Here is a 23508-nt window from a genome sequence, read left to right on the forward strand (position 1 = left end):
AATGCCGCCACACAGACGCGGGATGGAGCAGTCTGGTAGCTCGTCGGGCTCATAACCCGAAGGTCGTCGGTTCAAATCCGGCTCCCGCAACCAAATATCAAGAAAGGCTACTCGCAAGAGTGGCCTTTTTTGTGTCTGGCGAAAAAAGCTCTACATTACAAAGATTTTGTAATTATTTTCCTTCGCGGGGATTGGTAACTTGGCTGGATACCCCCATCCTGTCGCGCATAGCTCAAGAGGTGATTGATGCGCGCCCACTCGTCTGACCCGCAAGACTCCGTTACTGCGACACAACCGATCAAAGCCGAGCGACTGCGCTGGCTGGATCGGATCAGCCAGTACCGCCAGCCCATTGGCCTCGCGGTCACGCTGCTGCTGTTTGCGATTGCATTGATTGCCTGCCGCCATCTGCTGAGCGAGCTCGATCTATACGCTTTGCACGACTCGATTCTTGAAGTGCCCCGGCCCGCCCTGCTTGGTGCGATCGCCGCCACGGTCGCCGGCTTCATCATTCTTTTGGGCTATGAATGGTCCGCCAGCCGTTACGCCGGTGTGACGCTGCCGCCACAAACCATGGTCCTGGGCGGGTTCACCGCGTTCGCCATCGGTAATGCCATTGGCCTGTCGCTGCTGTCGGGCGGTTCGGTTCGCTACCGCCTGTATGCGCGCCATGGCCTGGGGGCATCGGATGTCGCCCATATGACGCTGTTCGCCAGCCTTTCCCTGGGCTGCGCGTTGCCGCCGTTGGCAGCCCTGGCAACACTCAGCAACCTGCCCGCCGCGTCTGCCGCGCTGCACTTGCCTGCCGCCTTGCTGGGGGCTATTTCCGTGGCGGTACTGCTGCTCACCAGCGTATTGGCCATTGGCATTTACCGCCGGCGCCTGCCGGAACAGCCGCATCGGGACAGCCTTCTGGTAAAGGCCGGGCGTCGCACGCTGCGCATGCCGGGCCGACGCCTGACCTTCCTGCAACTGGTGATCACCGCGTTGGATGTCGCCGCGGCCGCCACCGTGCTGTATCTGTTGCTGCCCGAGGCGCCGCCGTTCGGCGCTTTCCTGCTGGTGTACCTGCTGGCCCTGGCTGCTGGCGTGCTCAGCCATGTACCGGGTGGGGTCGGGGTATTCGAGGCGATCCTGCTGGCCGCGTTTGCCGACAAACTCGGCGCCGCACCGCTGGCCGCCGCGCTGTTGCTGTATCGCTTGATCTACGTGCTGCTGCCGATGCTGGTGGCCTGCGTGTTGCTGCTGATCAACGAGGCGCAACGGCTGTTCCAGACGCGTCAGAGCCTGCGGGCGGCATCGGGTTTCGCCGCGCCGATCCTGGCGGTGCTGGTGTTTCTCTCCGGCGTGGTGCTGCTGTTTTCCGGCGTGACACCGGAAATCGACACCCGCCTGGAGCACATCGGCTTCCTGATCCCCCATCGGCTGGTGGACGCTTCGCATTTCGGCGCCAGCCTGGTGGGCGTATTGTGCCTGTTGCTCGCCCAAGGCCTGCGCCGTCGCCTGTCGGCCGCCTGGATGCTGACCACGGTTCTGCTGCTGGTGGGCGCCCTGCTCTCGCTGCTCAAGGGCTTCGACTGGGAAGAAGCCACGCTACTGACCCTGACGGCCGCCCTGCTGGCGGTATTCCGGCGCTCCTTTTATCGTCCGAGCCGCCTGACTGAACTGCCGTTTTCCCCGCTGTTCCTGATCGCCAGCCTCTGCGTGCTCGGCGCGTCGATCTGGCTGCTGCTGTTTGCCTATCAGGATGTGCCCTACAGCCATCAACTGTGGTGGCAGTTCACCCTCGATGCCGACGCTCCTCGCGGCCTGCGCTCGCTTCTGGGCGCCGCGGTGCTGCTGGTGGTGGTATCCCTGACCTGGCTGCTGCGCACCGCGCGTCCGGTGATCCATCTGCCGACGGCCGAAGAGCTGGAGCGGGCCAAGAAGATTCTCATGACCTCCTCGCAACCCGACGGCGGCCTGGCCCTGACCGGTGACAAGGCGTTGCTGTTCCACCCCAACGACGAAGCGTTCCTGATGTATGCCCGCCGTGGTCGCAGCCTGGTGGCGTTGTATGACCCGATCGGTCCGACCCAGCAACGGGCCGAAATGATCTGGCAGTTCCGCGACCTGTGCGACATCCACCATGCCCGTCCGGTGTTCTATCAGGTGCGCGCCGAAAACCTGCCGTACTACATGGACATCGGCCTGACGGCCATCAAGCTGGGCGAGGAAGCACGGGTCAACCTCAAGCGTTTCGATCTCGAAGCCAAGGGCAAAGAGATGAAGGACCTGCGCTACACCTGGAACCGCGGCACCCGTGACGGCCTGTCGCTGGAAATCCACGAGCCGGGCCAGGCACCGATGGATGAGCTCAAGGTCATTTCCGATGCCTGGCTGACTGGCAAGAACGTGCGGGAAAAAGGTTTCTCCCTGGGGCGTTTCAGCGATGACTACCTCAAGCATTTCCGCATCGCGGTGATTCGTTTCGAGGGTCGGCCGGTGGCGTTCGCCAACCTGTTGGAAACCCACAGCCATGAACTGGCCAGCCTCGACCTGATGCGCGCCCACCCCGAGGCGCCGAAACTGACCATGGAATTCATGATGGTCGGCCTCATCCAGCATTATAAAAACCATGACTATGCCCGCTTCAGCCTCGGCATGGTCCCGCTGTCGGGCCTGCAGCCGCGGCGCGGTGCGCCGCTGACCCAGCGCCTGGGCTCGATGGTGTTCCGCCGTGGCGAGCAGCTCTATAACTTCCAGGGGCTGCGCCGCTTCAAAGACAAATTCCAGCCTGACTGGGAACCTCGTTACATGGCCGTGCCCGCCGGACTCGATCCGCTGGTGGCGCTGGCCGATACTGCCGCCCTGATTGCGGGCGGCCTGACCGGACTGGTGAAACGCTGATGATGCAACGCTCCTGGCGATACGTAGTGGCCGCCCTGCTGGTGCTGGCGGTGATTCTCGGTGGTGGTTACTGGTACTGGAACCGCCCGGCCCCGCAACCGACCCTGGAACAACTGGCGCCTGCCGATGGCGCAGCGCTGACCCGGGTCACTCCCGGTACCAAGGCACGTGCCCGGGTGCTGGTGGCAGTCAATGAAGACCAGAAGCTCAACGACACGCAATTGACGACCCTCAGCCGCAGCGGCTCGGCGCAGATCGTCCAGGTGATCCTGCCCAAGGACTGCATGTTGCAAGGCCGTGCCCTGCAGGCCGGCCTGAGAGAGCTTCAGGGCCCGGCCACGCTGGTCAGCGGTATCGGCCCTGGCGCCGTGCTGGCCTGGCGTTGGCTGGCTGAACAGAAAGACGACAAGGCCAAGGCCGTTTCAGTGGACCTGGCCCTGGAAAAACCCGGCTGCACCCATCTGCTGCCTAAAAAGGCAGCCCACGGCCATTGGCTGGTGGCTTGGAACGATAACCCTGACGACACCAGCGCCGGTTTCGTACGGGACCAATCGAATGCCGAGACCAGCATCAGCGACTACGACATCAATCTGCCGCAAGTGCTGAATAACGAACTGCGCAAGATCCTGGTGGGCACTGAGAAGGCCAAGGGCGGCCTGAGCATTCCCGTAGTGGAAGTCCCGGCCAGCCAGACACGGGACACCGTCACCCTGTTTCTCTCCGGAGATGGCGGCTGGCGCGACCTGGACCGCGACGTGGCCGATGAAATGGCCAAGATCGGCTACCCGGTGGTCGGCATCGACACCCTGCGCTACTACTGGCAACACAAGAGCCCGGAGCAGAGCGCAGCGGACCTGACCGAGCTGATGCAGCACTACCGGCAGATCTGGGGCACCAAGCGCTTCATCCTGACCGGCTACTCCTTCGGCGCCGACGTGTTGCCCGCCATCTATAACCGCCTGCCGGCCACCGAACAACAGCGAGTCGATGCGATCATCCTGCTGGCCTTCGCCCGCACCGGCAGCTTCGAGATCGAAGTCGAAGGCTGGCTCGGCAACGCCGGCACCGAAGCCGCCACCGGCCCGGAAATGGCCAAGCTGCCAGCCGAGAAAGTGGTGTGCATCTACGGCGGTGAAGAAGCCGACGAAAGCGGCTGCACCGACAAGACAGCCGTTGGCGAAGCCATCAAGCTGCCCGGTGGCCATCACTTCGACGAAAACTATCCGGCCCTGGCCAAGCGCCTGATCGATGAGATCAACAAGCGCCAGAACAAGGTTGCCGAACAGTGATCTGAGGCAAGCTTGAAGAAAAGCCCCGGCAGCCTTGCGGTTGCCGGGGCTTTTTTGTCGCTGCCGGGTTTACACAGGCCCCTCTTGTGGCAGCGAGCTTGCTCGCGATGGCGGTGGCAGATTCAACATCTTTGCAAACTGACACTCCACTATCGCGAGCAAGCTCGCTCCCACAGGGGCTGACTCTGGCATCAGCCGTTGTGTTGCCCACAAAAAAGCCCCCGCCGCCGCAAGGCAACGAGGGCTTTTGCTTTCCTGACGCTACATCTCGACCTGCGTCCCCAGTTCAATCACCCGGTTCAACGGCAGATTGAAGAAGCGAAGGTTGCCGTTGGCATTTTTCAGCATGAAGGCGAACAGTATCTCGCGCCAGCGGGCCATGCCCTCAAGCTTGGAGGCGATGACGGTCTCGCGACTGAGGAAGTAGGTGGTGCGCATCGGGCTGAAGTCCAGGTCATCGAGGTGACAGAGCTTGAGCGCCTGCGGAACGTCCGGCTCGTCGGTGAAACCGAAGTGCAGAATCACCCGGAAGAACCCTTCGCCATAGGCGTCGACCTCGAAGCGCCGCTGCGGCGGCACCCGGGGAATGTCTTCGTACACCACTGTCAGCAGCACCACCTGCTCATGCAGAACCTGGTTGTGCAATAGATTGTGCAACAGCGCGTGAGGCACCGCGTCCGAACGCGCGGTCAGGAACACGGCGGTGCCCTGGACACGGTGCGGCGGCTGCACACGGATGCTGCTGATGAAGATCGGCAGCGGCAACGCCCCTTCATCCAGGCGCTCCACCAGCAATTGCTTGCCGCGCTTCCACGTGGTCATCAGCACGAACAAGGCAATACCGGCGATGACCGGGAACGCACCGCCCTGGATGATTTTCGGCACGTTGGCGGCGAAGTACAGGCCGTCCACCAAAAGGAAACCGAGTAGCAACGGAACAGCCAACAGCGGCGGCCATTTCCACAACAGCAGTATCACGGCGGACACCAGGATCGTGGTCATCAGCATCGTTCCGGTCACGGCCACGCCGTAGGCCGACGCCAGCGCGCCGGAAGATTCGAAACCCAGCACCAGCAGCACCACGCCGACCATCAGCGACCAGTTCACCGCACCGATATAGATCTGGCCCTGCTCGGCGCTGGAGGTGTGCTGGATGTACATGCGCGGGATGTAACCGAGCTGGATCGCCTGGCGCGTCAGGGAGAACGCGCCGGAAATCACCGCTTGCGAGGCGATCACCGTGGCCAGGGTCGACAGCCCCACCAATGGAAGCAGCGCCCAGCTCGGCGCCAGCAGATAAAACGGGTTGCGCGCCGCTTCCGGGTCGCCCAGCAACAACGCGCCCTGGCCGAAGTAATTAAGCACCAGCGCCGGCAACACCAGGATGAACCAGGCACGGGCAATCGGTTTGCGGCCGAAGTGCCCCATGTCGGCGTACAGCGCTTCGGCGCCGGTCAGCGCCAGCACCACGGCACCGAGGATCGCCACGCCCATGCCCGGGTGGACGATAAAAAAACGCACGGCCCAGGCCGGGTTCACCGCCTGCAACACTTCCGGATGTTGAGCGATGCCGTACACGCCCAGGGCGCCGAGCACCAGGAACCAGGTCACCATGATCGGGCCAAACAGCGTGCCGATCCGTGCAGTGCCGTGGCGCTGGATCAGGAACAGCCCCACCAGCACCACCAGCGACAAGGGCACCACCCAATGATCGATGCCTTCGAACGCCAGGCCAAGGCCTTCAATGGCCGAGAGCACGGAGATCGCTGGCGTGATCATGCTGTCGCCGTAGAACAGCGCCGCGCCGATCAGGCCGCAGATCACCAGGAAGGTCCGCAGTCGCGCCCTTCCCGCCGCGGCTCGCCGCGCCAGGGCGGTGAGCGCCATGATCCCGCCCTCGCCCTGGTTGTCGGCGCGCAGCACGAACATCATGTACTTGATCGACACGACCCAGATCAGCGACCAGAAAATCAGCGACAGAATCCCCAGCACCCCATCGTGATTGACAGGCACGCCATAGGCACCGGAAAACACTTCCTTGAGGGTGTACAACGGGCTCGTACCGATGTCGCCATAAACCACCCCGACCGCCGCGACCAGCATGCTCAGCGGCTTTGCTGCCGAATGCTCGGCACCTGCCACCTGACTACTTGCATGACCCATCCAACACTCCCGTTTCCCAGACCTGTCTTCTTGAACGAAGCACTATGCTTTGTTGAGGCAGCATGCGCTGTTTTACGCATTGTTACAGACGTTTTGTTGACTGTAGCAATCGCCAGAACGCAAAGGCGCGAAGCATAGCGCAGCACTCGTCGCATTTCCCGGTATAAAGCTGGTCAAGTGCGTCGACCCTGGATAGAATTGCGCACTTTTTGATCAGAGGCGCGCCAGGCGCCCTGTCTCGGCAAGAGACGATCCCCCCTACACCGAGGTTAGACATGTCCACCACTACCGCGCCCGCCAATCCGAAGGTTGGCTTCGTATCCCTGGGTTGCCCGAAGGCTCTGGTCGACTCCGAGCGCATCCTGACCCAGCTGCGCATGGAAGGCTATGACGTCGTGTCCACGTATCAGGACGCCGACGTGGTCGTGGTCAACACCTGCGGCTTCATCGATTCGGCCAAGGCCGAGTCCCTGGAAGTGATCGGCGAAGCCATCAAGGAAAATGGCAAGGTCATCGTCACCGGCTGCATGGGTGTGGAAGAAGGCAACATCCGCAACGTGCACCCAAGCGTGCTGTCCGTGACCGGGCCGCAGCAGTACGAGCAGGTGGTCAACGCCGTGCATGAAGTGGTGCCACCGCGCCAGGACCACAACCCGCTGATCGACCTGGTGCCGCCACAAGGCATCAAGCTGACCCCGCGCCACTACGCCTACCTGAAGATTTCCGAAGGCTGCAACCACAGCTGCAGTTTCTGCATCATCCCGTCGATGCGCGGCAAGCTGGTGAGCCGCCCGGTGGGCGATGTGCTCGACGAAGCCCAGCGCCTGGTCAAGGCCGGCGTCAAGGAGCTGTTGGTGATCTCCCAGGACACCAGCGCCTATGGCGTCGACGTGAAATACCGCACTGGCTTCTGGAATGGCGCGCCGGTGAAAACCCGCATGACCGAACTGTGTGAAGCCCTCAGCACCCTGGGCGTCTGGGTCCGCCTGCATTACGTTTACCCGTATCCGCATGTCGACGAACTGATCCCGCTGATGGCGGCTGGCAAGATCCTGCCGTACCTGGACATCCCGTTCCAGCACGCCAGCCCGAAAGTCCTCAAAGCCATGAAGCGCCCGGCTTTCGAAGACAAGACCCTGGCCCGCATCAAGAACTGGCGCGAAATCTGCCCGGACCTGATCATCCGCTCGACCTTCATCGTCGGCTTCCCTGGCGAAACCGAAGAAGACTTCCAATACCTCTTGGACTGGCTGACCGAAGCCCAGCTCGACCGCGTTGGCTGCTTCCAGTATTCCCCTGTGGAAGGCGCACCGGCCAACGACCTGGACCTGGACGTGGTGCCGGACGACGTCAAGCAGGACCGTTGGGAACGCTTCATGGCGCACCAGCAGGCCATCAGTTCGGCGCGCCTGCAAATGCGCATCGGCCGTGAAATCGAAGTGCTGGTGGATGAAGTGGACGAGCAAGGCGCCGTGGGCCGCTGCTTCTTCGACGCGCCGGAAATCGACGGCAACGTCTTCATCGACAACGGCAGCAACCTCAAGCCAGGGGACAAGGTCTGGTGCAAGGTGACCGACGCCGATGAATATGACTTGTGGGCTGAGCAGATCGGTTGATCTGCCGCGCTTTACAGGCTGCTGCAATACCTGTTCTTTCATCGCCGAAAAATTGAAAAGCCTCGCCATCCTCACAGGATGCGGGGCTTTTTTACGGCTATCGTATGGAGAAACCAGCACATCCAGCACAAGGAACAGGCGAACATGCGCCAGCATTCGGTCATCCATACACCGAAACCGAGCGATTACCAGGAACTGACCCAGGTTTGGGAGGCGTCGGTGCGGGCCACCCATGAGTTTCTGCCGGACAGCTACATCGAACTGCTGAAAAACCTGGTGCTCACCCGTTACCTGGATGCGGTGATGCTCATTTGCACCCGGGACGCGCGCCAGCGGATCACCGGCTTCGCCGGTGTCGCGGCTGGCAAGGTCGAGATGCTCTTTATAGCCCCGCAACACCGTGGCCAGGGCCTGGGCAAGCTGTTGCTGCGCTACGCCATGGAACACCTGAACGCCAACCAACTGGACGTCAACGAACAGAACCCGCAAGCCTTGGGTTTTTACCTCAAGCAAGGCTTCGAAGTGGTCGGGCGCTCGGCAAAAGATGGCATGAACCAGCCCTACCCACTGCTGCACATGCGCTACAAGCAGCCCGACCTGAAGGCCGGACGCGGCTAAAAGTTGCATGAGGCAAATGGACCCGCGATTAACCGGCCCCAGGCAGGTACAATGCCCACCCTCTTTTTGTTACGGCCCCCGTCATGACTGACCCGATTCGTCTCTCCAAACGCCTCATCGAACTCGTCGGCTGTTCCCGTCGCGAGGCTGAGCTGTTCATCGAGGGCGGCTGGGTCACCGTGGATGGCGAAGTGATCGACGAGCCGCAGTTCAAGGTAACGACCCAGAAGGTCGAACTCGACCCCGAGGCCAAGGCCACAGCGCCGGAGCCGGTGACACTCCTGCTGAACGTCCCGGCGGGCATGGACGTAGACACCGCGATGGCCTCTCTTGGACCGCAGACCCTGAGCGAAGAACATCGCTTCGGCAAGCGGCCCCTCAAGGGCCATTTCCTGCGCCTGACCGCCAGTGCCGACCTGCAAGCCAACGCCAGCGGGCTGCTGGTGTTCACCCAGGATTGGAAGATCTTGCGCAAGCTCACCGCCGACGCCGCCAAGATCGAGCAGGAATACGTGGTGGAAGTCGAAGGCGACATGGTCGCCCATGGCCTCAATCGCCTGAACCATGGCTTGACCTACAAGGGCAAGGAGCTGCCGGCGGTCAAGGCCAGCTGGCAGAACGAGAACCGCCTGCGCTTTGCCATGAAAAACCCGCAGCCCGGCGTGATCGCTCTGTTTTGCCAGGCGGTCGGGCTCAAGGTCGTCGCCATTCGCCGTATCCGCATCGGCGGCGTGTCCATCGGCAAGGTGCCGCTGGGCCAGTGGCGCTACCTGTCCACCAAAGAGAAATTCTAATTTTTTCCGGCGCCGCACCGAACGCAGGCGCCCACTGCCGATTGATCAGGACTGCACACATGATTCACAACGACGTACTGCGCAGCGTGCGCTACATGCTCGACATCAGCGACAAGAAAGTCATCGAGATCATCAAGCTGGGCGGCCTGGACGTCTCCCTGGCGGACCTGGCGGGCTACCTCAAGAAAGACGAGGAAGAAGGCTTCGTGTTCTGCCCTGACGAGGTCATGGCGCATTTTCTCGATGGCCTGGTGATCTTCAAGCGTGGCAAGGACGAAAGCCGTCCGCCCCAGCCGATCGAAGTGCCGGTGACCAACAACATCATCCTCAAGAAACTGCGGGTGGCCTTCGAGCTGAAGGAAGACGACATGCACGCCATCCTCAAGGCCGCCGAGTTCCCGGTGTCCAAGCCGGAACTGAGCGCGCTGTTCCGCAAATTCGGCCACACCAACTACCGCCCGTGTGGCGACCAATTGCTGCGCAACTTCCTCAAGGGCCTGACGCTGCGCGTCAGGGCTTAAACAGCAGCCAAAAATGACCTACAGCGTCTCTCCCATCGGCTTCGTCCGCTCCTGCTTCAAGGAGAAGTTCGCCATCCCCCGCCAACCGCAACTGGCTCCAGCCGCACGCGGTGTGTTGGAGTTGGTAACGCCGTTCGACCAGGGCGAGGCGGTGCAAGGCCTGGAGCAGGTCAGCCATGTCTGGCTGCTGTTCCTGTTCCACCAGACCCTGGAGGACAAGCCACGCTTGAAAGTGCGGCCGCCACGCCTGGGCGGCAACAAGTCCATGGGCGTGTTCGCCACCCGCGCCACCCATCGCCCCAATGGTATTGGCCAGTCGGTCGTGAAGCTGGAACGGGTCGAAGCCGGGCGCCTGTGGCTCTCGGGGATCGATTTGCTGGACGGCACGCCGGTGCTCGACATCAAGCCCTACGTGCCCTACGCCGACATCATCGGCTCGGCCTCCAACAGCATCGCCAGCGCCGCGCCTGAGTTGATCGCGGTGCAATGGGCGGACACCGCCCTGGTTCAAGCACACGAACATGCCACGCGCCTGGAAGAGCCGTTGGTGGAGTTGATTGAACAATGCCTGGCCCAAGACCCACGCCCGGCGTACCAGGTTCCCACAGCCGAACGGGAATATGGTGCGCAGTTCTGGGATGTGGACGTTCGCTGGCATTACCCGCAACCGGGGTTGATCCGGGTATTGGAAGTCGTTCCCACCGTTAAATAAAACCCGGAAACGAAAAAGCCCGCGCGGCCTTTATCAGGCGGCGCGGGCTTTTTTGTGGGCTGTCAGTTGGATCGAGTCGCGGCCATCGCGAGCAGGTGGATTCAATCCAAATCCCCGTGTGGGAGCGAGCTTGCTCGCGATGGCGATCTACCAGTCACCACAACAGCTTACTTCTCTACAAACGCCCGCTCGATCAGGTAGTCACCCGGCTCGCGCATACGCGGCGAAACGGTCAGACCGAAGCTGTTGAGCACTTCACTGGTCTCGTCGAGCATGCTCGGGCTGCCGCACAGCATGGCGCGGTCGTCCTGCGGGTTGATCGGTGGCAGGCCGATGTCGCGGAACAGCTTGCCACTGCGCATCAGGTCAGTCAGTCGGCCTTCGTTCTCGAACGGCTCGCGCGTCACGGTCGGGTAGTAGATCAGCTTGTCACGCAGGGCTTCGCCGAAGAACTCGTTCTGCGGCAAGTGCTCGGTGATGAATTCGCGGTAAGCGACTTCATTGACGTAACGCACGCCGTGGCACAGGATCACTTTTTCGAAACGCTCATAGGTTTCCGGATCCTGGATGACGCTCATGAACGGCGCCAGGCCGGTGCCGGTGCTGAGCAGGTACAAATGCTTGCCAGGCTTGAGATCGTCCAGCACGAGGGTGCCGGTGGGTTTCTTGCTGATGATGATCTCGTCGCCTTCCTTCAGATGCTGCAACTGGGAAGTCAGCGGACCATCGGGCACCTTGATGCTGAAGAATTCGAGATGCTCTTCCCAGTTCGGGCTGGCAATCGAGTAAGCGCGCATAAGCGGGCGGCCGTTGGGCTGTTGCAGGCCGATCATCACGAACTGACCGTTCTCGAAGCGCAGGCCCGGATCGCGGGTGCACTTGAAGCTGAACAGAGTGTCGTTCCAGTGATGAACACTGAGGACACGCTCGTGGTTCATGTTGCTCATGTACGGGGACTCCTGGGAATGATGCCTGCGCCGATAATCTGCGCAATTGCATCGCATTCTAATGGCGGCGACAATATCTGTTAAATGGATTATTAAGATAAGGGTTATCGGTTATATCGATATGCGATTTACTCTACGTCAACTTCAAGTCTTCGTCGCCGTCGCCCAGCAAGAAAGCGTGTCTCGCGCTGCGGGCCAGCTCAACTTGTCGCAGTCGGCGGCCAGCACCTCCATCACCGAACTGGAGCGCCAATCGAGCTGCCAGCTGTTCGACCGTGCCGGCAAACGCCTGAGCCTCAATGCCCTGGGCAAACAACTGCTGCCCCAGGCAGTGGCGCTGCTGGACCAGGCCAAGGAGATCGAAGACCTGCTCAATGGCAAGTCCGGTTTCGGCTCGCTGGCGGTCGGCGCGACGCTGACCATCGGCAATTACCTGGCGACCTTGTTGATCGGCGGGTTCATGCAGCGCCATCCGGAAAGCCAGGTGAAGCTGCACGTGCAGAACACTGCCAATATCGTGCACCAGGTTGCCCACTATGAAATTGATCTGGGTCTAATCGAAGGCGACTGCAGCCATCCAGACATTGAAGTGCAAAGCTGGGTCGAGGACGAACTGGTGGTGTTCTGCGCTCCTCAACACCCGCTGGCCAAGCGCGGCCAGGCGACCATGGAGGAATTGACCCATGAAGCCTGGATTCTGCGGGAACAGGGTTCGGGCACGCGACTGACTTTCGACCAGGCCATGCGCCACCACCGCAGCGCATTGAACATCCGCCTGGAGCTGGAACACACCGAAGCGATCAAGCGCGCCGTTGAATCCGGCCTGGGCATTGGCTGCATCTCACGCCTGGCCCTGCGCGACGCCTTCCGCCGCGGCAGCCTCGTCGCGGTGGAAACCCCGGACATGGACCTGGCGCGGCAGTTCTATTTCATCTGGCACAAACAGAAGTACCAGACCTCCGCCATGCGCGAATTTCTCGAATTGTGCCGGGCGTTCACCGCCGGGGCCCAGCGCAGCGACGAAATCGTGCTGCCGGCCATTGCCTGAGCCGTTACAGCAGGATCAGGCCCCACACCAACGCGATCATCGTCAGGGCAACGAACTGGGCAGCGCTGCCCATGTCCTTGGCGTTTTTCGACAATGGGTGCAGCTCCAGGGAGATGCGGTCGATCGCCGCCTCCACCGCCGAGTTGAGCAATTCCACGATCAATGCCAGCAGGCACACGGCAATCAGCAGCGCCTGTTCGACACGGCTGACGTTCAGGAAGAACGACAACGGAATCAATACGACGTTGAGCAACACCAACTGACGGAAAGCCGCTTCGCCGACAAAAGCCGCGCGCAGCCCGTCCAAGGAATAGCCGGAGGCGTTGAGGATGCGTTTCAGGCCGGTCTGGCCTTTAAAAGGTGACATAGAGTGAGCAACTGATCGAAAAGGAGTGGAGAAACTAATTCAAACCCGGTCAAAAAAGCGTGAAGCAGCGCATTAAGTCTGCGGCGAAATTGACTCAAGTTGTTGCAGCAGCAGGGCCGCCTGGGTCCGGGTGCGTACGTTCAGTTTACGGAAGATCGCCGTGACGTGGGCCTTGATAGTGGCCTCCGACACGTTCAGTTCATAGGCAATCTGCTTGTTCAGCAGGCCTTCGCAGACCATGGTCAACACTCGAAATTGCTGTGGCGTGAGGCTGGCCAAGCCCGCGCTGGCGGCCTTGGCTTCCTCGGACACGCTCACGGCTTCAAACGCCTGGGGCGGCCAGCTGACATCGCCGTCCAGGACCGCCTTCACGGCCTTTTGAATCATTTCAAGGGAGCTGGACTTGGGGATGAAGCCACTGGCGCCGAACTCCCGGGCCTTGACCATCACTGACGCTTCTTCCTGGGCCGAGACCATGACCACGGGGATCTGCGGGTATTGGCCACGCAACAGCACCAGACCTGAAAAACCGTAGGCACCGGGCATGTTCAGATCCAGCAGCACCAGGTCCCAATCGGACTTCGCCGTCAACTGGACCTCCAGTTCCGCGATACTGGCCACCTCCGTCAATCGGACATCCGGGCCAAGGCCCAGGGTCACTGCCTGATGCAACGCGCTGCGAAAGAGCGGGTGGTCATCGGCAATCAGGATTTCGTATGTGGCCATTTTTCAAATGATCCTGTTTTTAATGGCAGGCCCGAAGCATTCGCACCTCGCCAAGACAACTCAAGACACCGCCCCGCGGCGGCATCCACAGGGGCACGTGCAACGCCAACCATGACGTTTCAACACGGGCGGCGCCCTGGTCGGCGCCAAGCATGCCCAGCGAAGCCAGGGTGGTCAAGCAGCACGGCCGCCCCTGAGTCCAGTATGGGCCACTATTGAGCCAATACTGTGTGCGGCGTACGAATGAAGGGTTGCAACTCGGCATGGGCCGGGGTCGACACATTGACCTCCTGCTGGCCCTTGGCGCCCAGATAGTGCTGGCTGAACACATCGAAATAGGCATCCAGGGCCGACGCGGCGTCGCTGTCCCCCGCCAACTCCAGACACAACGCCGCCACTTCCGCAGTGCACAGGTGCTCGCTGCGGGTCGAACGACGCAAACGGTAGCGCGACAGTTTGTCGGGCAGCAGGCTCAGGATCGGCAGCCGATCGAAATACGGGCTTTTACGGAAAATTTTCCGTGCCTCCGTCCAAGTCGCGTCCAGCAGAATGAACAACGGGCGCTTGGACTGATCGAGGTCCACCGTGTGGGTGACCCGCGATGGCTCGACGTATTCGCCCGGAAACACCAGGTACGGCTGCCATTGCGGATCGTTCAGCAACGTCAGCAGTTGCTCATCGACCTCCGTGCGCGACCAGATGAACGCATGGTTGTCGCGCACCACGTCGGCGATCAGCCAACCGGTGTTGCTCGGCTTGAACACTTCCTTGTTGGTCATGATCAGGCAGACCCCGGAACGGGTTTCGACGCTCGGACGCCAGGCGCACAGGCAATGGCTCTCGATCACCCGACAGGCGCTGCAACGGGGGGCGCGCCAGCCTCGGGCCTGGATCGGCTTGATCCCTTCATCGATGCGCTGGTCGCGCAGGCGGGCTACGGCGTTAGGGGCGTGATTCATCGTGGGCGACGCCGACAGACAGGAAAACTCGACACGAACAACACTCGGCAGGGCAATAAAGGCCGGCAGTCTACCAGAGCGCACGAGCCTGTACCGTCCACCCGGGCTCCCCTATAATCCCCGGCCACTGAACGCACAGTCATGTGATCGGTCGAACCACCAGTCACTGAACCAGGAGAGTTTCATGCTGCGCCTTATCGTCCCTACCGTTGCCGTTCTGCTGGCGACGTCCTTCAGCGCTCAGGCTGCCTCGCTGAAAGAACTCGAACTGAACAAGATGCTGCAGAACGTTGCCAAGGAAAGTAGCGTCGGTACGCCGCGGGCGATCAACGAAGACATTCTCGACCAGGGGTATACCGTCGAAGGCACCGAGCTGATCAACCACCTCAGCGTGCAAAGCAGCCATGCCCAAAAAATGCGTGCCGATCCGAAGGCCGTGTATTTTCAGCTGGGCTCCACGGTGTGCACCAATCCGGGCTTCCGCAAGTTGATGGCCAAGGGCGCGACAATGCGCTACGAATTCACCGAGGTTAAGACCAACCGCCCGGTCGCGACCGAACGCTTCCAGGAATCGGATTGCCCGAAACCCGCCAAGACGAAGAAGTGATCAACCCGAGCTTGCGCGCCGCTGCTCATCGTCGGCGCGCAATTCCGCCACCAGCGCCTGCAGGTAGCGCGAGCGCCATGCCCGCCCTTCCAGTCGACGACAGCATTCCTCTTCAAGACTCACCCGATTGGCCTGTGCCGATTCCAACAACATCAAGTACAACTGCCTGTCGAGCTCCAGAGTCACCCTGGTCATCTCTCCCGCCTCCATGCCCGTCCGCTTCAATCCATCACGTAGCACCAGCCCTGAGCGCTAAATTGCATTGCCACGCTTGTTATCAGTAAATCAGAGCGGCACGCACCCGGCCGGCAATCTGACGAGCGGCACGATATGGCGGTGCACTTATCCAGCGGTTGCCAACGGTCACTTTTGAGCGCCATGATCAGGACAGCAAAGATCGGCTAGATTCAAAAGTACTCTGAGTATTTGCATCGGGCAGAAAGAGGCTGCCCGGCCAACACTTTGGTGTGCTTGTTTTCATTAAAAGGGAAAAACAGAACCCGCTGGATGGCTTGGTCGCTCTGCTGCAGACCGCGTCAAGCCAGGTCAACCTCCAGGCCGCTGCCTGGGCTGACGACGACACACGAAGTGTCGTGGTCCTGATGAATCTCTCATCCGGGCCAGGGTCCTGTTAAGAAGGAGAAGTTGAATGCCTTATAAACCGAATGACCTGCTCAGTCGTCATTTTGAGAACCACGGCCACGACCTTACCCACAAGGTCGAAGAACAACTCAACCTGGTGTCTCCCAACAGCCCCAACCTCCCCATTTACCGTGACATGATCCTGACTGTGCTGCGCATGGCCCAGGAAGATCACAACCGCTGGAATGCCAAGATCACGCTGCAGACCTTGAGGGAATTGGAACACGCCTTCCGTACGCTCGAACAATTCAAGGGCCGGCGCAAGGTCACGGTTTTCGGCTCGGCCCGAACGCCTATCGAACATCCGCTGTACGGCCTGGCCCGAGAATTGGGCGCTTCGCTGGCCCGCTCGGACATGATGGTCATCACCGGTGCCGGCGGTGGCATCATGGCCGCTGCCCATGAAGGCGCGGGACGTGACCATAGCCTGGGATTCAATATCACCCTGCCTTTCGAACAGCACGCAAACCCGACCGTTGAAGGCACGTCGAACCTGCTGCCGTTCCACTTCTTCTTCACCCGCAAGCTGTTTTTCGTCAAGGAGGCCGATGCACTGGTGCTCTGCCCTGGCGGTTTCGGCACGCTTGATGAGGCGCTGGAAGTCCTGACGCTGGTCCAGACCGGTAAAAGCCCACTGGTACCGGTGGTCCTGCTGGATGTTCCCGGGGGCAAGTTCTGGCAAAGCGCCCTGGACTTTATCCGCGAGCAGTTGGAGGAAAATCGCTACATCCTGCCCACCGACATGAAGCTCATGCGCCTGGTGTACAACGCCGAAGAGGCCGTGGAAGAGATCAACCAGTTCTACCGCAACTTCCACTCCAGTCGCTGGCTCAAGCATCAGTTCGTGATCCGCATGAATCACAAGCTAAGCGAACAGGCACTGCAGCAGATGCAGGTAAATTTCGCCGACCTGTGCCTGAACGATTGTTTTCATCAACATGACTACAGCGGTGAAGAGCACGACGAGGCCAGGTTCAGTCATCTGACACGCCTAACGTTTACCTTCAACGCCCGTAATCATGGTCGCCTGAGGGAATTGGTGGACTACATCAACCTGCCGGAAAACTGGGCCCAACCTGCCCAAAAGCCCCAACCCCTTACCTGGGAGCCGATCAAGGTAACCTGAACCCATAAAAAAACGGCCCGCTATCGAAATAGCGGGCCGTTTTTTATTCAATCATCCATGCCGCGACCGCTGAACAAGCGGTTGATCATTTCCATGGAGTAGCCTCGGTACGCCAGGAAACGCCCTTGCTTGGCTCGCTCTCGTGCATCGATAGGCAAATGCCCGGAGAACTTACGACGCCAGGTGTCCGTCAATTGCTCCTGCCAGTCGATACCGCTTTCGCGCAAGGCGAGTTCGATATCCGGGCGTTGCAAACCACGCTGGCCCAGCTCCTCACGAATGCGCAAAGGACCGTAGCCGGAGCGGGCGCGATAAGCGACGAAGCTTTCCAGGTAACGGGACTCCGACAGCAGGCCCTCTTCAGTCAAACGGTCGAGGGCCGTGTCGATCAATTCATCGGGCGCGCCGCGCTGACGCAGTTTACGCGTCAGCTCGACCCGACCGTGCTCGCGCCTGGCGAGCAGGTCCATCGCGGTTCGCCGCACCGCGACGAGGGTATCGAGTACGACGGTCATCGGATCGATCAGATGTCAGCGTCAGCCAGATCGTCAGCGGTCTCGCGATTAGCCACGGACTTGACGTCTGCGACCGGGCTCAACAGTTTGTCACGCAGTTGTTTCTCGAGGGCAGCGGCAACTTCCGGGTTATCCGCCAGGAACTTGGCCGAGTTGGCCTTGCCTTGACCGATCTTGGTGCCGTTATAGGCGTACCAAGCGCCCGACTTCTCGACGAAACCGTGCAACACACCCAGGTCGATCATCTCACCATTGAGGTAGATGCCCTTGCCGTAAAGAATCTGGAACTCGGCCTGACGGAACGGCGAAGCCACCTTGTTCTTCACGACCTTGACGCGGGTTTCGCTGCCGACCACTTCATCACCTTCTTTCACCGCGCCAGTACGGCGGATGTCGAGGCGAACCGAGGCGTAGAACTTCAGTGCGTTACCACCGGTGGTGGTTTCCGGACTGCCGAACATCACGCCGATCTTCATACGGATCTGGTTGATGAAGATCACCAGGCAGTTGGCGTTCTTGATGTTACCGGTGATCTTGCGCAGGGCCTGGGACATCAGGCGAGCCTGGAGGCCCACGTGCATGTCGCCCATTTCACCTTCGATTTCAGCCTTTGGCACCAGCGCCGCCACGGAGTCGACAATGATCACGTCAACCGCGTTGGAACGCACCAGCATGTCGGTGATTTCCAGGGCCTGCTCGCCGGTGTCCGGCTGGGAAACCAGCAGGTCGTCGACGTTGACACCCAGTTTGCCGGCGTATTCCGGGTCCAGAGCGTGTTCGGCATCGACGAAGGCGCAGGTCGCGCCGGCTTTTTGAGCCTGGGCGATCACGGACAGGGTCAGTGTGGTTTTACCGGAAGACTCAGGACCGTAGATTTCAACGATTCGGCCTTTTGGCAGACCGCCGATGCCAAGCGCAATGTCCAGGCCCAGGGAGCCGGTGGAGATGGAAGGAATAGCCTGACGGTCCTGATCGCCCATACGCATTACGGCACCCTTGCCGAATTGACGTTCGATCTGACCCAAGGCCGCAGCCAAGGCTTTCTTCTTGTTGTCGTCCATTAAAGTCCTCACGTAATCAATAAGGCCTGACGGCCAACACCTGTATAAGTAGCCAGTATTATTCCACAGCGATTGAGGATCGCCTACCCCTGATTTGAGATTTCTACAGCGGCATGTTGCAGCAGCCCCTCTAGCGCGGCCTTCACCGTTTGTCGGCGGACCTCGTCGCGGTTGCCTGGAAAGAAGCGCTGTTCGCTGATCAGCGTCTGGCCGACGGCCCAGGCGAGCCATACGGTACCCACCGGCTTGCTCGGCGAGCCCCCGTCCGGCCCGGCCACCCCGCTGACCGCCACGGCAAAACGCGCCAGGCTTTTGCGCTGGGCGCCTTGTGCCATGGCCTCGACCACCTCGCGGCTGACCGCCCCGACTTTTTCGAACAGCTCGGCCGGCACCTCCAGCTGCTGGCTCTTCTGGCGATTGGAATAGGTGACATAACCGGCCTCGAACCAGGCCGAACTCCCGGGAATCCGGGTAACCGCCTCGGCAATCCCGCCGCCCGTACAGGACTCGGCCGTGGTGACGTGGGCATTGAGCAACTGCAGGCGTCTGCCCAATTCAGCGGCCAGTTCGGTAATGTCGTCCATGGTGCTCTCCTGATTCCACGCGATTGAGGCCTACCGTACACGAGCAGTCGACGCTTGCAAGGCTCGCCGGATTACCGACCCAGCGCTCTGATATAGGCCTGACAGGCCTGCAAGGCAATCAGTGCGCGATCACCGGCGGCGGTGATGGCGATAATTCGTTGAGCATGCGCCGGGTCAAGTCGGGCGCGTGGGGCGCCATGATCCAGGCCGCCGGCGCCGGTGGCGGCAGGCACTGCACAACCGGCGGCAACATCGCCGGCGTCGAGGAGGACTGACAGCCGGACATCGGCAGTAGCAAGGCGATCGCGCAGGCGATCCTGGTCACGTTGGGCATCGCTCAGGGCTCGGTAATGGGTTTGTTCGCTGGTGGAGAGTTGTTGTTCAAGGGCGAGGCGTTTGTCCTGCTCGGCCTTTTGCTGCATCGCGGCCGCCTGGCTTATCTGACTCAACGTCGCAGTCTGGGCTTGTGCCAGTTGCGCCAATTGTTGGCCATAACGCCAATCCTGGAGGCGCCACGCGAGCATTGCCGGACCACCCGCCAACACTGCCAGCAAAACGACAATGCCAAGGGTGCGAGCAGAAAAAGGCATCAGGCCGAAGACTGGCATAACACTGCCCTCGCCCGCGCCCAGAGTTGCAGGCGCTCCTCCAAGCCGTTCAAACCGCCGTTGATGCGGCGGGTGATGGTATTGAATTGATCGCGGTCGGCCAGTTCGTTCAAGCCGTTCTGCTCCCAGAACCACGCCGCGGATTCAGCGGCCCATTGCGGTTGTTCCAGTAGCTCCGGCAAAGCCAACAGGCGTTCGTCGCCAAACAAACCCAGGCTGCAACGAAGGTAGTTGTCGTGCCCGGTTATCTGAATCAACCCTCGGCCTCGGTACTTCTGACCGTCTCCGTCGGCCTGGGGCGTATTGCCCAGGCGCACGGCCAACGGTCCCGTGTCGTACTGGCTGAGGTATTGATCACCGCCGAGTTCGCGCACATAGCGCAATTGCCCCGATTCATGGCCGACCTGCGCCAGAAACGCGGCGATGCGTTTAGGCGTTTCGATACGGTGACGGGGCATGGCGCTGTTAAGCGCGGAAACAAAAACGCCCGCTTGGCTGCGGGCGTTAGGCATGATTTTGATGAGTTGCTGTTGGGTAACGTCCATGCTCAGACCATAGAAAACAGATTATTAAAGTTGCCCAGCCAGCCAGGGCGGCGCAACCGGGCGATGTTCAATGGCCGGGAAAAACTCATCCTGCGGCCAATCCCTGAGAGCGCGACGGTAAGCCTGGAGCGCTGTGTATTGCGTTTGGTCCAGGGTTGTACCGCCGCCATCGTCCATTTCGTCGCGATCCCGGGCTACCAGGCGGTCGGTGGCCGTAAGCTGGCCGTTGCGCCAGGCATATTCGTTCGCAGTAGCCTGGGCCGCCGTCAGAGGAGGCGGATCTATGAGAATAGGGTAACCGTTGTCTGGGTTGACTGAGATTCTCTTGGGCGAAACGGCCAGTTGTTGAAGCAGCGAGAGCCAATAAGCCCGCGGGATTTCTATGACATCTTCGGGAATGTCTGAAGTATTGATACCCGGAACATAAGCTCCGCAGGTACTTGGACTGAACAACACGCTCAATTCGTTCATTCAATAACCCTTCGCGAAATAAGTGACACCCCATCCAGCCGCTACTTGCCCTACATAGTTTCGGACTTTCAGACGTACGCCTTGCCGTGTGGCTGTCCCGCCCACCACAATCACGATGGCTGAGTCGCCGCCCGCGTGAGTCGCCACTGCCGAGACGAAGGCGTTGGGAAAGGAAATGGGAAAAGTGACGAAGACCTCGCCATTGGCATCGGTCGTACCGAAGCCCCACTGGTCGATGTTTCCACTGGCATATTTCTGGTAACCCGGATTACCGAGCTGGCCAGAAAACAACGAGGTGTACTTCAGCAGAATGGTGCCGCCGATCAACCGCCATTGGTTGTCCAGTTTGATGAACTCCGCTGTTTCACCCCGCCCCAGATCGATCGGTCCCAATGCCGCACTTGACGAACCTATCGTATCGACAGCCGAGGCCGTCGAAACGGTCACCACGCCGGTTCCCACATTGATAAGGTTGAGCGTCGCCCCATGCATGACTCCGGCTGTATCGGGCAACGTGGCGCTGATCGGTGTCGCACTAGCGAAACTGACGACCCCGCCGATGTGAGCCACTGTCAACGCGGTATTGGTCGCGTATGCAGTAAAGCCGGAATACTGGAGCCCGCTGCGTCTCACGAACTCCGTAGTCGCCACGGATCTGTCGTTGTCGAACTGTGGAGCGGTGGTGAATAACCCGCTGCCTCGCAATGCTGTCAATAACTGATTGTTCAGTTGTTCCGACGGTGTCAACCCGGCGGCTTGAATGACATTAAGCACCTCTTGCGTGACGCCATTCCCCCAACTGGCGGGGATCAATGATCCCGGCGTACCTGCCAGTGGATCCTCATCCACGAACCGACCATTCTCCAGGCCCGCACTGGGCACACTTTTGGGATAATCCAAGTTCCTCTCCTTTAAATTTCAAACGGTCGAAAACGGCAATAGAAGGCCTCGCCTGTTGACTCGCACCAACAGCGCCTGGGAAAAATGAGCGTTTTTTAGCCGTCCAACCTGTATTGGGTTTAAACAGCGGACTCAGGCACGACCGGCCAGGTGATGTCGGTTGGGAAACCGGTTTGATGCTGGATGCGGTTCAATTCGACGCTGTAAAGCTTCCATTCCATCAGCGCCAGTTGCTCCTGATCGCTCGCATCGCCGATGTCCTCGGCGTATTGCAGGGGAGCGATACGCAGAACTGCGTCGCGAAGAAGAGCATCCCGTTCGGCCAGGACCCGAGTCTTGACGTCGTTCAGCTGTGACTCAACATCAAACTGCCAGGACTGGTTTGCCCAAATGTGGTAATTACCCGGCCAGGGCTCCCTTGTGAACGCAGCCGGCAACTCTCCAAGTTCGCTCCAGACCTGCTGGCCTCCATCTTCTATGCGATAAACCAGACCGCGATGATCAATCACCTCTCGAGGAACATTATTCACCAGCGCCCACGTACGGCCGCTTTCAGGCGGGGGGAGCTCAAAGGAAATTTCAACAGCATTGCTGGGAATCTGAACGCCAATACCCGGCGTTACGGAAAACTCCACGGGCCCGGACAATGCGCCGGACTTATCGAATAGATAATAAAACACAGACACCTCAGATTAGTTTCATACGCGCAGGATAGGCGACGTTACGCGGGCGAGACTTGAACGAGTAGAGCAGCGTATTGGCCGGATCCATCTGGTAGGAGGTCCCAGCAGGGAAAGTCGGGCCGCCGTTTACCAAATCTCCGATGATTTTGATTTCCTCGCGGGTATTGGCACCGAAACCGGTAAGACTATCGGACCATCTTGATCCAACCGCACCAGCCCCTTGCGCCCCTAGCGCATGAGAGTGGACAGTGCCGGGTTGAAAGGTCCCCATCGCCCGTCCCGTGTCCACAGAACGCCCTTCGTCCAGAATTCGCAGAAACTCACCCCGTCCTTCCGGCGCACGGAAAGTAAGTGCCCCGTCACCGGAGCTCCATTTACCTTCGTTCCCCTCCCGAGTGGCTTCGGTGCCGAGCATTCCGGACTGTTGGGCGTGATCCCAGAGCCATGGCCATTCAGCACGCTTCATGACTGTGCCATTTAGCGCTCCGTAACCTCCCGGGCTCAGTTGGATAGTCGTTTCAAAAAACGGGCGTCCCAAGGGAGTGTTGTCAAAGCGCCCCATGGGCCACCAGTTCCCGGCACCGTCACTGCGCAAATGCCACCAGTCTCCACTGCCCATCAATACGATAAATGGATAACCGACAGCCGAAAGGTGGGTGTGGAACTTGACTCGGTCCGCGCCGGCGGCCTGAACCACGAGACGATTACCGCTGTTGTCCAGGCGACGAATGATGACATCTCGAACACCCAGCCCGACGTTGGACGAGGGCAACCCGATGGTAGTGGCGCCAGCATTGGCGTCAATCAATACGAGACCCAGCTCACTTGCCGTCAGCGCCTTCGACAGGGCCAGACGTGTAATCACCGAACGCGTAGGGGTGGTCGTACCGATGATCTTCTGAACGGCTTTAAAAAGCTGCTGGGTGTCTGCTTCGGATGGCGCCATATCGGCGCCAGAAATCACCCCCAGGATTTCCTGTGTGACGCTGTTGCCCCACACGGCGGGGATCAGGGATCCCGGCGAGCCTTCGACGGGGTTTTCATCCACGAACCGACCGTTCACCAGCCCGACGCTGGGAACACTTTTTGGATAATCCATGTTTTATTGCTCTCTATG

General features: G+C 60.3%; 25 protein-coding genes and 1 tRNA gene. 11 read left to right on the forward strand and 15 right to left on the reverse strand.

Annotated elements, in window-relative coordinates:
- The first annotated feature begins 16 nt into the window (after positions 1-16).
- The 3 genes from BT125_RS22680 to BT125_RS22690 all read left to right on the forward strand — a co-directional run bounded on the left by BT125_RS22680 (position 17) and on the right by BT125_RS22690 (position 4178).
- Positions 17-93 (forward strand) — tRNA-Met (locus BT125_RS22680).
- 153 nt (positions 94-246) lie between these two features.
- Positions 247-2889 carry a bifunctional lysylphosphatidylglycerol flippase/synthetase MprF gene (mprF, locus tag BT125_RS22685; RefSeq protein ID WP_072410528.1) on the forward strand — a complete coding sequence of 881 codons (2643 nt, stop codon included), beginning with the start codon at positions 247-249 and terminating at the stop codon, positions 2887-2889.
- Positions 2889-4178: a virulence factor family protein gene (locus BT125_RS22690; RefSeq protein WP_072410530.1), complete on the forward strand. Its 1290-nt coding sequence runs from the start codon at positions 2889-2891 to the stop codon at positions 4176-4178. Before mprF ends, BT125_RS22690 begins: the two co-directional genes overlap by 1 nt.
- 261 nt (positions 4179-4439) lie before the next feature.
- Here the strand turns inward: BT125_RS22690 and BT125_RS22695 are convergent, their stop codons facing one another.
- The gene (locus tag BT125_RS22695; RefSeq protein ID WP_371857822.1) at positions 4440-6281 is read right to left on the reverse strand and encodes a potassium transporter Kup; all 1842 of its coding nucleotides are present in this window, start codon (positions 6279-6281) and stop codon (positions 4440-4442) included.
- 335 nt (positions 6282-6616) lie between these two features.
- Between BT125_RS22695 and rimO the strand changes: the two genes are divergently transcribed.
- The 5 genes from rimO (at position 6617) to tsaA (ending at position 10602) form a co-directional block, all read left to right on the forward strand.
- On the forward strand, positions 6617-7957 hold the full coding sequence (gene rimO / locus BT125_RS22705) for a 30S ribosomal protein S12 methylthiotransferase RimO (protein ID WP_014336847.1): 1341 nt from the start codon (positions 6617-6619) through the stop codon (positions 7955-7957).
- Positions 7958-8101: 144 nt separating this feature from the next.
- The gene (locus BT125_RS22710; protein WP_072410535.1) at positions 8102-8575 is read left to right on the forward strand and encodes a GNAT family N-acetyltransferase; all 474 of its coding nucleotides are present in this window, start codon (positions 8102-8104) and stop codon (positions 8573-8575) included.
- Positions 8576-8658: 83 nt separating this feature from the next.
- Positions 8659-9369, forward strand: a complete 711-nt coding sequence (locus BT125_RS22715) for an rRNA pseudouridine synthase (RefSeq protein WP_072410537.1) — start codon at positions 8659-8661, stop codon at positions 9367-9369.
- A gap of 59 nt (positions 9370-9428) precedes the next feature.
- Complete coding sequence (locus BT125_RS22720) at positions 9429-9890, forward strand: YehS family protein (protein ID WP_072410539.1); 462 nt, start codon at positions 9429-9431, stop codon at positions 9888-9890.
- 13 nt (positions 9891-9903) lie between these two features.
- Positions 9904-10602, forward strand: coding sequence for a tRNA (N6-threonylcarbamoyladenosine(37)-N6)-methyltransferase TrmO (gene tsaA / locus BT125_RS22725; RefSeq protein WP_072410541.1), 699 nt, complete (start codon positions 9904-9906; stop codon positions 10600-10602).
- A 167-nt stretch (positions 10603-10769) separates the two neighbouring features.
- Here the strand turns inward: tsaA and fpr are convergent, their stop codons facing one another.
- Complete coding sequence (fpr, locus tag BT125_RS22730; RefSeq protein ID WP_003184787.1) at positions 10770-11549, reverse strand: ferredoxin-NADP reductase; 780 nt, start codon at positions 11547-11549, stop codon at positions 10770-10772.
- A 121-nt stretch (positions 11550-11670) separates the two neighbouring features.
- On the opposite strand from fpr, the gene BT125_RS22735 reads away from it, so the two are divergent.
- On the forward strand, positions 11671-12597 hold the full coding sequence (locus tag BT125_RS22735; RefSeq protein ID WP_024617637.1) for a LysR family transcriptional regulator: 927 nt from the start codon (positions 11671-11673) through the stop codon (positions 12595-12597).
- 4 nt (positions 12598-12601) lie between these two features.
- On the opposite strand, the gene BT125_RS22740 is transcribed toward BT125_RS22735, so the two are convergent.
- The 3 genes from BT125_RS22740 to BT125_RS22750 form a co-directional block, all read right to left on the reverse strand.
- The gene (locus tag BT125_RS22740; protein WP_053118952.1) at positions 12602-12964 is read right to left on the reverse strand and encodes a diacylglycerol kinase; all 363 of its coding nucleotides are present in this window, start codon (positions 12962-12964) and stop codon (positions 12602-12604) included.
- Between the two features lie 72 nt (positions 12965-13036).
- Complete coding sequence (erdR, locus tag BT125_RS22745; RefSeq protein WP_072410545.1) at positions 13037-13690, reverse strand: response regulator transcription factor ErdR; 654 nt, start codon at positions 13688-13690, stop codon at positions 13037-13039.
- A 212-nt stretch (positions 13691-13902) separates the two neighbouring features.
- Entirely contained in the window at positions 13903-14649 is a 747-nt protein-coding gene (locus BT125_RS22750) for a tRNA-uridine aminocarboxypropyltransferase (protein ID WP_072410547.1), read from the reverse strand.
- 184 nt (positions 14650-14833) lie between these two features.
- On the opposite strand from BT125_RS22750, the gene BT125_RS22755 reads away from it, so the two are divergent.
- The gene (locus BT125_RS22755; RefSeq protein ID WP_003198359.1) at positions 14834-15256 is read left to right on the forward strand and encodes a quorum-sensing-regulated virulence factor family protein; all 423 of its coding nucleotides are present in this window, start codon (positions 14834-14836) and stop codon (positions 15254-15256) included.
- Here BT125_RS22755 and BT125_RS22760 read toward each other — a convergent pair whose 3' ends face one another.
- Positions 15257-15451: a hypothetical protein gene (locus tag BT125_RS22760; RefSeq protein WP_072410549.1), complete on the reverse strand. Its 195-nt coding sequence runs from the start codon at positions 15449-15451 to the stop codon at positions 15257-15259. It abuts the gene before it with no gap.
- A 454-nt stretch (positions 15452-15905) separates the two neighbouring features.
- On the opposite strand from BT125_RS22760, the gene BT125_RS22765 reads away from it, so the two are divergent.
- Positions 15906-17024: an LOG family protein gene (locus BT125_RS22765; protein ID WP_072410551.1), complete on the forward strand. Its 1119-nt coding sequence runs from the start codon at positions 15906-15908 to the stop codon at positions 17022-17024.
- 47 nt (positions 17025-17071) lie between these two features.
- Here the strand turns inward: BT125_RS22765 and recX are convergent, their stop codons facing one another.
- The 9 genes from recX to BT125_RS22810 all read right to left on the reverse strand — a co-directional run bounded on the left by recX (position 17072) and on the right by BT125_RS22810 (position 23490).
- A complete protein-coding gene (recX, locus tag BT125_RS22770; RefSeq protein WP_072410553.1) occupies positions 17072-17539 on the reverse strand; it encodes a recombination regulator RecX in 468 nt (155 codons plus the stop codon).
- Positions 17540-17547: 8 nt separating this feature from the next.
- A complete protein-coding gene (gene recA, locus BT125_RS22775; protein WP_003198351.1) occupies positions 17548-18600 on the reverse strand; it encodes a recombinase RecA in 1053 nt (350 codons plus the stop codon).
- Positions 18601-18683: 83 nt separating this feature from the next.
- Positions 18684-19184: a CinA family protein gene (locus tag BT125_RS22780; protein WP_072410555.1), complete on the reverse strand. Its 501-nt coding sequence runs from the start codon at positions 19182-19184 to the stop codon at positions 18684-18686.
- A gap of 71 nt (positions 19185-19255) precedes the next feature.
- Entirely contained in the window at positions 19256-19792 is a 537-nt protein-coding gene (locus tag BT125_RS22785) for a lysis system i-spanin subunit Rz (protein WP_072410557.1), read from the reverse strand.
- On the reverse strand, positions 19774-20337 hold the full coding sequence (locus BT125_RS22790) for a glycoside hydrolase family 19 protein (protein ID WP_072410559.1): 564 nt from the start codon (positions 20335-20337) through the stop codon (positions 19774-19776). Before BT125_RS22790 ends, BT125_RS22785 begins: the two co-directional genes overlap by 19 nt.
- A gap of 24 nt (positions 20338-20361) precedes the next feature.
- Positions 20362-20808: a phage tail assembly chaperone gene (locus tag BT125_RS22795; protein ID WP_072410571.1), complete on the reverse strand. Its 447-nt coding sequence runs from the start codon at positions 20806-20808 to the stop codon at positions 20362-20364.
- Positions 20809-21708 (reverse strand): gp53-like domain-containing protein, encoded by a 900-nt coding sequence (locus BT125_RS22800; RefSeq protein ID WP_072410584.1) that lies wholly within the window; start codon positions 21706-21708, stop codon positions 20809-20811. It abuts the gene before it with no gap.
- A 119-nt stretch (positions 21709-21827) separates the two neighbouring features.
- Positions 21828-22388 carry a tail fiber assembly protein gene (locus BT125_RS22805; RefSeq protein WP_072410805.1) on the reverse strand — a complete coding sequence of 187 codons (561 nt, stop codon included), beginning with the start codon at positions 22386-22388 and terminating at the stop codon, positions 21828-21830.
- A 7-nt stretch (positions 22389-22395) separates the two neighbouring features.
- Entirely contained in the window at positions 22396-23490 is a 1095-nt protein-coding gene (locus BT125_RS22810; protein WP_072410586.1) for a phage tail protein, read from the reverse strand.
- Positions 23491-23508: the final 18 nt, after the last annotated feature.

Source organism: Pseudomonas sp. NFACC04-2, from assembly GCF_900119265.1.
In the GTDB taxonomy this organism is placed as follows: domain Bacteria; phylum Pseudomonadota; class Gammaproteobacteria; order Pseudomonadales; family Pseudomonadaceae; genus Aquipseudomonas; species Aquipseudomonas fluorescens_AA.

Bases quoted from the DNA above. Each gene is read 5' to 3' on its own strand.
- mprF (WP_072410528.1), top strand. From the start codon at position 247: ATGCGCGCCCACTCGTCTGACCCGCAAGACTCCGTTACTGCGACACAA.
- BT125_RS22715 (WP_072410537.1), top strand. From the start codon at position 8,659: ATGACTGACCCGATTCGTCTCTCCAAACGCCTCATCGAACTCGTCGGC.
- BT125_RS22720 (WP_072410539.1), top strand. From the start codon at position 9,429: ATGATTCACAACGACGTACTGCGCAGCGTGCGCTACATGCTCGACATC.
- erdR (WP_072410545.1), bottom strand. From the start codon at position 13,690: ATGGCCACATACGAAATCCTGATTGCCGATGACCACCCGCTCTTTCGC.
- BT125_RS22760 (WP_072410549.1), bottom strand. From the start codon at position 15,451: ATGACCAGGGTGACTCTGGAGCTCGACAGGCAGTTGTACTTGATGTTG.
- rimO (WP_014336847.1), top strand. From the start codon at position 6,617: ATGTCCACCACTACCGCGCCCGCCAATCCGAAGGTTGGCTTCGTATCC.
- BT125_RS22695 (WP_371857822.1), bottom strand. From the start codon at position 6,281: ATGCTGGTCGCGGCGGTCGGGGTGGTTTATGGCGACATCGGTACGAGC.
- tsaA (WP_072410541.1), top strand. From the start codon at position 9,904: ATGACCTACAGCGTCTCTCCCATCGGCTTCGTCCGCTCCTGCTTCAAG.
- BT125_RS22790 (WP_072410559.1), bottom strand. From the start codon at position 20,337: ATGGACGTTACCCAACAGCAACTCATCAAAATCATGCCTAACGCCCGC.
- BT125_RS22735 (WP_024617637.1), top strand. From the start codon at position 11,671: ATGCGATTTACTCTACGTCAACTTCAAGTCTTCGTCGCCGTCGCCCAG.
- BT125_RS22690 (WP_072410530.1), top strand. From the start codon at position 2,889: ATGATGCAACGCTCCTGGCGATACGTAGTGGCCGCCCTGCTGGTGCTG.
- BT125_RS22740 (WP_053118952.1), bottom strand. From the start codon at position 12,964: ATGTCACCTTTTAAAGGCCAGACCGGCCTGAAACGCATCCTCAACGCC.
- BT125_RS22780 (WP_072410555.1), bottom strand. From the start codon at position 19,184: ATGGACGACATTACCGAACTGGCCGCTGAATTGGGCAGACGCCTGCAG.
- BT125_RS22750 (WP_072410547.1), bottom strand. From the start codon at position 14,649: ATGAATCACGCCCCTAACGCCGTAGCCCGCCTGCGCGACCAGCGCATC.
- BT125_RS22765 (WP_072410551.1), top strand. From the start codon at position 15,906: ATGCCTTATAAACCGAATGACCTGCTCAGTCGTCATTTTGAGAACCAC.
- BT125_RS22755 (WP_003198359.1), top strand. From the start codon at position 14,834: ATGCTGCGCCTTATCGTCCCTACCGTTGCCGTTCTGCTGGCGACGTCC.
- recA (WP_003198351.1), bottom strand. From the start codon at position 18,600: ATGGACGACAACAAGAAGAAAGCCTTGGCTGCGGCCTTGGGTCAGATC.
- BT125_RS22810 (WP_072410586.1), bottom strand. From the start codon at position 23,490: ATGGATTATCCAAAAAGTGTTCCCAGCGTCGGGCTGGTGAACGGTCGG.
- BT125_RS22785 (WP_072410557.1), bottom strand. From the start codon at position 19,792: ATGCCAGTCTTCGGCCTGATGCCTTTTTCTGCTCGCACCCTTGGCATT.
- fpr (WP_003184787.1), bottom strand. From the start codon at position 11,549: ATGAGCAACATGAACCACGAGCGTGTCCTCAGTGTTCATCACTGGAAC.
- recX (WP_072410553.1), bottom strand. From the start codon at position 17,539: ATGACCGTCGTACTCGATACCCTCGTCGCGGTGCGGCGAACCGCGATG.
- BT125_RS22795 (WP_072410571.1), bottom strand. From the start codon at position 20,808: ATGAACGAATTGAGCGTGTTGTTCAGTCCAAGTACCTGCGGAGCTTAT.
- BT125_RS22710 (WP_072410535.1), top strand. From the start codon at position 8,102: ATGCGCCAGCATTCGGTCATCCATACACCGAAACCGAGCGATTACCAG.